Here is a 9,103-nt window from a genome sequence, read left to right as displayed (position 1 = left end):
AAGCCGTTGCCGACCGACGCGAAGCGGGCATTGCGGCCGAGCCGCGCACCGATCGCGGCATGGCCGACCAGGCCGAGGCTGATCGCGGCCATCGCCGGACCGAGCACGCAACTTGCCAGCGCGTGCAAGATCGCTCCCGTCAGCACGACCGGGAAGATCGGCAGCGCCGCATAGGTCAAGGCGGCGACGCAGATGGTGACGATGGCGATGCCGGCGACGAAGCGCTCGGAGCGGGCGGCATCGACGATGGCGCCACCCGGCATCTGGCCGAGGAGCGAGATGATGCCCGCCGCCGATTGCACGAGACCGATATCGAACTGCGTCCAGCGTTGCCCGGTGAGGTAGACCGACACGAACGGGCCGAAACCGGTCTGCACGTCGGCGACGAAGAAGATGAACCAATCGAGCCCGCGCAGGCTGCGCGGCGACGGCCGCGACGGCGGCTCGCTACCTTCAGATGTCGGTGGCGGCGGCAAGGCTTCGCCGGCGAGCGCGTCGTGCTGATCCACTCGGTCGCGAATGGCGCGTGATGGCTTCGCCGGCAGAATACGTCTCCCGCAAATGTTGATTATTGGAACGGCAGCGGCTCGAGCTTGCCGAGCGCGCTTAAGACCACGACGGGCTTGCCATCCTCATAGGCGGGTGCGGCGTTCACCTGGTCGCGGTTTAATTCCAAACTGATCGGCGGCTCGGGCTTGGCCGGGGCGGGAAAATGCAGGGCGGCCCAATCTACCGCGATCTTGCGGCTGCCGACACCGAGGAAACCACCAAAGTCGATGATCGCGGCGCGCACCTGGCCGCTGCGATCCACCAGCACGTCGACGATCCGGCCCATGTTCTCGTCGGCCGAACTGCGCACTTGCCGGCCAAGAATGCCCTCGACCTCATGATTGGGGAGGATAGTGGCGACCGCGGGCGGCGCCGGCTGGTCGGTCTTGGCCGGGGCCGGGGCCGGTGGGGCAGGTCCATTTTCAGACGACGCCACGCTGACGATGGCGGTCAGCGCCAACAATGCAGCTGCCGCCATGACGGCCGGATGTTCGCCGCGCATGCTGCCTCCGAGGTGGTTGGGAGCCCACACACTTAAACCTTCGCGGTGCGGCGGGTTCCACGGCTCGGCGCGGCCGGCAGGCTTGCGGCAAAAGTTCCCAATGATTCAGGAGGAAAACACGATCGAAACCCGGATATCGCCGCTGATGCGGGGCGTATCGAGCGATACCGTATCTTTGTGCCGCCGCACGCGCAGGTCGACGCTCGATGAGCCGAGCCGCAAATCGCGCAGGATCACCTCGTCGAGGAATGCCGGAAGGCGCGGATTGCACAGCCGGATCTCGCCCTTGAACGGGTCGAATTGCAGGCCGAGCGAGGCTTCCAACAACGTGAACGGCGTGGCGCTGGCCCAGGCCTGCGGCGAGCAGGCGACCGGATAGAGCGTCGGCCCTTGGCCGTGGTGGCGCTGGAAGCCGCAGAACAGTTCCGGCAGCCGGCGGTAATCCATATAGGTGCCGGCGTCGAACAGGCCCTCGAAGAGCGTCTGGACCGCGTGCTTGTGTTCGTAGCGCGCCAGCCCCAAGGCGATCAGCGCGTTGTCGTGCGGCCAGATCGAGCCGTTGTGGTAGGACATCGGATTATAGCGCGCCTCGCCGTGCGCCACGGTGCGGATGCCCCAGCCTGTGAAAAAATGCGGCCGCATCAGATCGGCGGCGACCAGGCGGGCGCGATCTTCACACACGATCCCGGTGAACAGCAATTGCCCGGCATTGGACGACCTCACCCGGCACGGCTGCTTGGCGCCGTCGAGCGCCAACGCATAGGTGCCGAGTTCCTCGCACCAGAAGGCATCCTCGAAGCGCTCGGCGAGTTGCCGCGCCTCGGTGTCCAGCTCCCGCGCCACATCGTTCATGCCGAGCCGCGCCGCGCAGCGCGCCGCGAGCCGTTTGGCGGCATAGACATAGCCCTGCACTTCCGACAGCGCGATATAGCCTTCGGCCAGCCGGCCGTCGGCGTGAAAGATCGCGTCGTAGGAATCCTTCCAGCCCTGATTGGCGAGACCCTGTTCCGAAGCCCGCTGATACTCGACGAATCCGTCGCGGTCGGGATCGCCCGCCCCGTCGATCCAGCCCAGCGCCGCCTCGATCGAAGGCCACAACTCGGCCAGCGTCTCCTCGTCGCCGGTGCGCTCGACATAGAGGCCGGCCAGCATCACGAACAGCGGCGTGGCATCGACGCTGCCGTAATATTGCGCAAACGGCACCTCGCGCAGGTCGGCCATTTCGCCGCCGCGCATTTCGTGAAGGATCTTTCCGGGTTCGGCATCGGCGAGCGGGTCAACCGACTTGGCCTGATAAAAAGCAAGCCGCCGCAGCACGCCGCGCGCCACCCGCGGGTCGATCCACAGCATTTGCAGCGCGGTGATGATCCCATCGCGGCCGAAGGTCGTCGAATACCAGGGAATCCCGGCATAGGGATACGGCCCCTGCGGCGTGTCCGTCATCAGCATGTTGAGGTCGGCCATCGACTGGCACAGCACCTCGTTGAAAATATTGTTCGAGGTTTCGATGCTGGCGGCTCCCGCCGTCGAGCGCCGCATTTCGCGGCGGTGCGCCAGCAGTCCGCGGAAGAACGGCGCCGGCCTGAAGCTGGCCGGCTTGTTGCAGGACGCGGCGACAAACAGCGAACTAATCTGATGCGGCGCCAGTTCAAGATGATAGGTCGCCGCATTGACCGCAAGTCGTGTCGGCCATGGGTCGAAATGCAGCGTCGTGCTGCGCGATTTGGCGTCGAGACCCCTGTATTCGAGCAGGACGTCGGCCGGCCCCAGCAGCTTGCTGGCGCCGACACCCCGGCGCGACCGCTTTTCGCCGCGCACCTCGAACAGGTCGGCGAAGTCGTTGTCGAACAGCAGTGTCAGGTCGAAGCTCGCCGCCCGCTCGCCATGGTTCTGCAGACCGATCCGCTGATAGGCGGTTGCGCGCCACAAGAAAATGGTGCGGACGATATGCAGCATGTCCTTTTGCAATACGATCCGGCCGTTGCGATAGACGTCGGGATTGGTGAGATCGACCGTCAATCCCGAATTGTCGTCGCGCAAATTGGAGCCGAGCAGCAGCGGCTGGACATCATCCAGCAACAGCTCGAGGTGGGCGAGATAGCGGGTGTCGGCGTTGAACAGGCCGTCCGGCCCGCCGGCGGAGGCCCCGATGTCGCCGTGACTGTCGAGTACGATGAAGGTGTCGTCATGCTTGAGCGAACGCCGTGGCCGCGCCGCGGGCCCGGTCATCGGGATATAGAACGGTGATTCCAGAACCTGCTCGACGGTCCGCACCGTCATGATTTGGGTTAAGACTTCAGCTGCCATGTGACCTCGATCGGCTCCCCCGGCCTTCGATATACGCACTGGGACTTGAAACACCAGTCGCTGGATCACGCGGCGTGTTTGGCGAGCCGGCTCATTTCCTGCGTCACCAGTTCGCGGTAGGGACCCTGGCCCTGCATCAGGCGATCGGGCCGGCCATCTTCGATGACCTTGCCGGCCTTCAGCATCACCACCCGGTCGAAATTGCGCAGCGTTGCCAGGCGGTGGGCGATCGCGATCACCGTACGGCCACGCATCAGCCGAATGAGCGCTTCGCGTATCGCCTCCTCCGATTCGCTGTCGAGCGCGGCGGTGGCTTCATCCAGCAGCAGGATCGGCGCGTCCTTCAGGAAGGCGCGCGCAATCGCGATGCGCTGCCGCTGTCCGCCGGACAGCTTGACGCCGCGGTCGCCGACCATGGTGGCGAGGCCATCGGGCAACGTCTCGACGAAATCGCAGCGCGCCGCAATCGCCGCGCGCAACACCTCATCGTCGCTGGCGTTCGGACGGCCGTAGCGGATGTTTTCCAGGATCGAGCGCTGGAACAGCGAGATGTCCTGCGGCACCACGGAGATCGCCTGCCGCAGGCTTTGCTGCGTCACCTTCGCGATATCCTGCCCATCGATCGTGATGCTGCCGTGCTGGACGTCGTAGAAGCGCTGCAGCAGCACGAACAGGCTGGACTTGCCGCCGCCGGACTGACCGACCAGGCCTACCCTTTGACCGGGTTGAATGCGAAGGCTGAACCTGTCGAACACCTGAATTCCGCCGGGGTAGCGGAACGCGACATTGTTGAAGGCGATCGCGGCGCCGCGCTTGACCAGCGGCTCGGCTTCCGGATGGTCGCGCAGTTCGTGCGGCAGCAGCAGCGTGGCGAGCGCCTCCGTCAGCCGCGCGACGTGCTGGGTGACGTCGACCAGCGCCACCGCCAGATCCCGCGTGGCGCTGAGGATCGTAAGCCCCAGCGTGCAGACCAGCACGACGTCACCGGTGGTAGCGCCGCCGCGCTGCCAAAGCGTGATGGTCCGGGCGAGCAGGCCGATCGTCAGCACGACCGTAACGCCCGCGTGAATGATCCGCAGTTTTTCCAGATAGCGAAGGCTGCGTCCGCGCGCCGTCAATTCGCGGCCGACGGTTGCGTCAAAGCGATCGTGCTCGAGGCCGAACCCGCAGAAGGCCCGCACCAGCGGCAGGTTGTTGATCACGTCGACCATTTCACCGTCGACCGCGGCAGCCTTGTCCGCAAAATCGTCATGCAGCGGCTTGCCGGCGGCGGCCATGCGGAACATCGCCACCACCATGATGGCCGCGATCCCGATCATCCCGGCGGCCATCTCCGGGCTGACGGTTCCGATCAGCGCGATCGCGGAAACCGTGGCCATGCACGGCGGCAGCACGTTCCAGACAAACATGTTCTCGACGGTATAGACCGCATTCGAGGTCGCGGTGATGCGGCTGGTCAGCATTCCCGGCAGGCGGTCGGAAAAATAGCTCGGCGCATGCCCGGTCAGGTGGCGGAACATGTCGCGGCGCAGATCGCCGGTCACGCCCACGAATGTGAAACTCGCGGTCCAGCTGGCAATTCGCCACAGAAAATTATCCGCTGTGATCAGCGACATGAGCAAAATGAGTGCCAGCCAGACGCTGGCCGCATGGGACGAGCCGGACGAGAGTCCGTCGACCAGATTCTTCACGCCATATTGAGTGCCTACGGAACATGCAACGGCTGCGACGACGGCTGTCAGAATCACGATATGGGCGGCCAGACGCCGACGCAGATAGCGCAATACGAATGCAAACGGGCGGTTCGCGTATCCTGAAAGGTTGTCCATGTTCGCAGCACGCCTTCTGAAGGAGCCTAACGGAATACCCACGCGCCTATCGAATGATCGAAGCGCGCTCACGGTTCCCGCTGCACGCCATGAGGGAGCAACAATTTTGCGGCATGGGACGCCGCAAGGACGTGAAGAATGGCGACGAGATCGGGAAGGCCGTGAGATGCAAAGATGTAATCCTGCTGTAGGGAACTTCGCAGATGCGAGAACGTTCCCGACTCGGCATGCCGGTGCCAACTCGACGAAGGGGCTTTTTCTTCATTCATGATCACGAACAGGAGACTGAGAGATGCGCATCGCGCAGGTTGCTCCGCTGACGGAGGCTGTTCCGCCGAAACTTTATGGTGGAACCGAACGGGTGGTGCACTGGCTGACCGAGGAACTGGTGGCGTTGGGAAACGAAGTGACGCTGTTCGCCAGCGGGGATTCCCGGACTTCCGCAAAACTCGAGGCAACTTGGCCGAAAGCACTCCGGCTCGACGGATCGGTGCGCGATCCCAACGCCTTGCACATGGTGATGCTGGAGCGCGTGCGGCAAAAATGCGACGATGAGGAATTCGATTTCCTGCATTTTCACCTCGACTACTACCCGTTCTCGCTGTTCTCGCGGCAGCCGACCCCTTTTCTGACCACCCTGCACGGCAGGCTCGACCTGCCCGAACACCAGCCGGTGTTCACGACCTTCTCCTCGGTTCCGGTGATTTCGATCTCGAACGCGCAGCGGCGGCCGGTTCCACAAGCCAACTGGGTGCGCACCATCCACCACGGGCTGCCCGAGCGATTGCTGATGCCGCAGCCTTGCACGCCCGGATATCTGGCGGTGCTCGGCCGCATCGCGCCGGAAAAAGGCGTCGACCGCGCGATCAAGATCGCAACCCGCTGCGGCATTCCGCTGAAGATCGCGGCCAAGGTCGACCGCGCCGACCAGGACTATTACAATGAACTCATACGTCCGCTGATCGACTACAGCCCTCTGGTCGAGTACATCGGAGAGATCGGCGACCATGAGAAATCGGCTTTCCTGAGCGGCGCTATCGGGCTTCTGGTCCCGATCGACTGGCCGGAGCCGTTCGGCCTCGTGATGATCGAGGCGATGGCGTGCGGCACGCCCGTCATCGCCTACAATCGCGGCTCGGTCGCCGAGATCATCGACGACGGCCTCACCGGCTTCATCGTCGAGGACGAGACCAGCGCGGTCGCGGCCGTCGATCGCCTGTCGAATTTGAGCAGGCACGCGATCCGCAAGCAATTCGAGGCGCGCTTCACCGCGCGCCGCATGGCGCTCGACTATCTCGCCGCCTATCGCAGCCTGATGGAGGCAGCCGAACCGCGGATCAAGCTGGTGAGCAGCGCCGAATAGCCAACCGCCGCTTACTGCGCCAGCGCGAGATCGGCTTTGCCGAAGCGCCGCTCGTAGTCCTTTATATATGCTTCCGGCGAGGGTTTCAGGTGGCGCCGCGTCAGCGCCACCAGCTCGTCGCGGCGCGAGCCGCGTAGCGCCTTGATCATGTCGAGGTGATCGCGGCGGGCGCGATCGAGCGATTCGGGCGCGCTGGCGTAGGAGCGGATGCCGTAGACCTTCTGCGCCAAGAGATCGATGGTTTCGATCAGGCAGGCATTGCCGCAGAGGCCGTACAACACCCGGTGGAAACTGAGGTTGCTGTAGAACACCGTGAGCAGATCGCCCGCAGCCACCGCCGCGGTATGCTGCCGCTGCAATTCCTCCAGCCGCCCGACATCGTGAGATGCAACCGGAAACGGAATGATGCGAACGGCCATCACCTCCAGTTCCTCGCGGACCGCGTAGATTTCCTTCACCTGAAGCGGCGTCAGCCCGCGAACCATCGCGCCGCGATTGGGAATGCGCTCGACCAGCCCCTTCTTTTCGAGTTCGAACAATGCCAGCCTGACGTCGCCGCGATGGGTGTCGAACAGGTCGCACAGATCCTGCTCGACCAGGCGCTCGCGCGGTTGACGCCGCCCGAGGACTATGTCCTCCTCGATACGCTTGGCGATGATGGCGGCTGCCGGTTCTCGCGCAGTCGGGGTCTGGGCGGACTTCGACTTTCGACTTATTGCCGGTTTGGCGGATTTTCCGACCATCATTTCCCCGATTTGAAAAACACGCCGCCGGCGCGAGCAGAGCACCAAGCGGTGGAAGTTATCAATTAAGATAATAATATTGATAACTGTATTGTAAACAATTTTGAATGGGGTTACCATCGCAAAAAAATGGGGCCACCATCGCTACAAACATGCGGACGACCGGTGCCGCGACCGCAGGGGAAACGTCATGAAGAAACATCGCAAGAATTCCGACAGCAAGATTGCGGCGAGCCAGGCCTCGTCGAAGCGGCAGGACCGCCGCCAATTCCTCATCAAGACCGGCGGCATTTTGGCCGCGGGCGCCTTCGGTGCGGTGCCGCTGCGCGGCTGGGCCGCCGATCCAGTCAATATCGGCGCGCTGTATCCGACCACCGGCAGCATGGCGCAGATCGGGGTGGGCTGCGTCGCCGCCGCCAAGCTCGCGGTCGAGATGGTCAATGAGGCCGGCGGCATCAAGTCGCTCGGCGGCGCCAAGCTCAACCTCATCATTTCCGACAACCAGAGCGACACCACGGTGACGCGGACGGAAACCGACCGGCTCATCACCGGCAACAAATTGTCGGCGATCCATGGCTGCTTCGCCAGCGCGCTGACGCTGATCGCGAGCGAAGTCGCCGAACGCGCCAAGGTGCCGCTGATCACGGGCTCGAGCTCGGACCAGCTCAACAAGGGCCGCACCTACACCTTCACGCCGTTCGCCCGCGCCTCGCAATTCGCGCAGGCGCAATTGCAGATGTCGAAACTCGTCAGCGACAAGCCGAAGGTCGCGGTGATCTTCGAGAACACCGCCTTCGGCACCTCGACCTCGAACGGCCTGAAGGAACTGGCGCCCACTGAGGGCGTCGAGATCGTGATGTTCGAACCCTATTCGGCTGGATTCACCGATGCGAGCCCGCTGATCAACAAGGTCAAATCGTCAGGCGCCAACGCGCTGTTCTCGGTGTCCTATCTCAACGACCTGATCCTGATCGTGCGCACCGTCAAGCAGGTCGGCCTCGACATCGCGATCAACGGCGGCTCCGGCGGTTTCGTCATCCCGGATTTCTACAAGAATGTCGGAAAACTCGCCGAAGGCCTGCAGGGCGTGGCGCACTGGAACCACGACATGAACGCCGACTGCGAGAAGGTAAACGCCGAATACAAGAAGCGCACCGGCGAATTCCTGTTCGAATATGCGGGCGGCCTGGTCGCGCAGACCTTCATGCTGGCCGATGCGCTGGAACGCGCCGCCTCCACCGATCCGCAGAAGGTGCGCGACGCCCTGTCCACGCTCGACGTTTCGTCGGGTTATGCGGCGATGGCGCCGGGCGGAAAAGTAAAATTCGGACCCGACGGCAAGAACATCTACGGCCGCCCGGTCGGCGTGCAGTGGCAGAACGGCGATCTCGCCAGCGTGTTCCCCAAGGAAGACGCCCGCAAGCCGCTGCTGAAGATCTAAACACCGGTCGAACCAGATGTGGGAGACAGTGGCCCAGGCCGTCATCAACGGCCTGCTCATCGGCGGCATCTACGCGCTCGTCAGCATCGGCGTCACGCTGATCTTCGGCGTGGTCAAGATCGTCAACTTCGCCCAGGGCGAGTTCGTGATGATCGGGATGTACATCTCCTTCTTTCTGTCGAGCCAGCTCGGTGTCGATCCCCTGCTCTCGCTGTTCGTCACCATGCCGGTCCTGTTCGCGGCCGGCGTGCTGATCCAGCATTTCCTGATCCGCCGGGTGCTGGGACCGAACGACATGCCGCAGATCTTCCTGACGTTCGCGCTGTCGCTGCTGCTGTTGAATCTGGCGCTGATGCTGTTCACGGCGAA

General features: G+C 63.7%; 8 protein-coding genes. 3 read left to right on the top strand and 5 right to left on the bottom strand.

The window, feature by feature from the left end:
* From VK804_RS10390 to VK804_RS10375, 4 genes are all read right to left on the bottom strand, one after another.
* Positions 1-509 (bottom strand): MFS transporter (locus VK804_RS10390; RefSeq protein WP_325370643.1); only part of this gene is annotated, 509 nt, incomplete at its 3' end.
* A gap of 59 nt (positions 510-568) precedes the next feature.
* Positions 569-1,051 carry a PRC-barrel domain-containing protein gene (locus tag VK804_RS10385; RefSeq protein ID WP_325370641.1) on the bottom strand — a complete coding sequence of 161 codons (483 nt, stop codon included), beginning with the start codon at positions 1,049-1,051 and terminating at the stop codon, positions 569-571.
* A 105-nt stretch (positions 1,052-1,156) separates the two neighbouring features.
* Positions 1,157-3,358 (bottom strand): amylo-alpha-1,6-glucosidase, encoded by a 2,202-nt coding sequence (locus VK804_RS10380; protein WP_325370639.1) that lies wholly within the window; start codon positions 3,356-3,358, stop codon positions 1,157-1,159.
* Positions 3,359-3,423: 65 nt separating this feature from the next.
* Positions 3,424-5,187, bottom strand: coding sequence for an ABC transporter ATP-binding protein (locus VK804_RS10375; protein ID WP_325370637.1), 1,764 nt, complete (start codon positions 5,185-5,187; stop codon positions 3,424-3,426).
* Between the two features lie 292 nt (positions 5,188-5,479).
* Between VK804_RS10375 and VK804_RS10370 the strand changes: the two genes are divergently transcribed.
* Positions 5,480-6,550 carry a glycosyltransferase family 4 protein gene (locus tag VK804_RS10370; RefSeq protein WP_325370635.1) on the top strand — a complete coding sequence of 357 codons (1,071 nt, stop codon included), beginning with the start codon at positions 5,480-5,482 and terminating at the stop codon, positions 6,548-6,550.
* A gap of 11 nt (positions 6,551-6,561) precedes the next feature.
* Here VK804_RS10370 and VK804_RS10365 read toward each other — a convergent pair whose 3' ends face one another.
* Positions 6,562-7,293, bottom strand: coding sequence for a GntR family transcriptional regulator (locus VK804_RS10365; protein ID WP_325370633.1), 732 nt, complete (start codon positions 7,291-7,293; stop codon positions 6,562-6,564).
* Positions 7,294-7,483: 190 nt separating this feature from the next.
* Between VK804_RS10365 and VK804_RS10360 the strand changes: the two genes are divergently transcribed.
* On the top strand, positions 7,484-8,734 hold the full coding sequence (locus VK804_RS10360) for an ABC transporter substrate-binding protein (protein ID WP_325370631.1): 1,251 nt from the start codon (positions 7,484-7,486) through the stop codon (positions 8,732-8,734).
* A 28-nt stretch (positions 8,735-8,762) separates the two neighbouring features.
* The coding region (locus tag VK804_RS10355; protein WP_414642750.1) for an ABC transporter permease subunit at positions 8,763-9,103 on the top strand (341 nt) is incomplete at its 3' end.

The organism is Bradyrhizobium sp. (assembly GCF_035484855.1).
Classification (GTDB): domain Bacteria; phylum Pseudomonadota; class Alphaproteobacteria; order Rhizobiales; family Xanthobacteraceae; genus Bradyrhizobium.
The sequence above is the reverse complement of the archived record's forward strand: the minus strand, read 5'-3'. Positions and strand labels throughout refer to the sequence as shown.

Bases quoted from the DNA above. Each gene is read 5' to 3' on its own strand.
- VK804_RS10385 (WP_325370641.1), bottom strand. From the start codon at position 1,051: ATGCGCGGCGAACATCCGGCCGTCATGGCGGCAGCTGCATTGTTGGCG.
- VK804_RS10370 (WP_325370635.1), top strand. From the start codon at position 5,480: ATGCGCATCGCGCAGGTTGCTCCGCTGACGGAGGCTGTTCCGCCGAAA.
- VK804_RS10380 (WP_325370639.1), bottom strand. From the start codon at position 3,358: ATGGCAGCTGAAGTCTTAACCCAAATCATGACGGTGCGGACCGTCGAG.
- VK804_RS10375 (WP_325370637.1), bottom strand. From the start codon at position 5,187: ATGGACAACCTTTCAGGATACGCGAACCGCCCGTTTGCATTCGTATTG.
- VK804_RS10360 (WP_325370631.1), top strand. From the start codon at position 7,484: ATGAAGAAACATCGCAAGAATTCCGACAGCAAGATTGCGGCGAGCCAG.
- VK804_RS10365 (WP_325370633.1), bottom strand. From the start codon at position 7,293: ATGGTCGGAAAATCCGCCAAACCGGCAATAAGTCGAAAGTCGAAGTCC.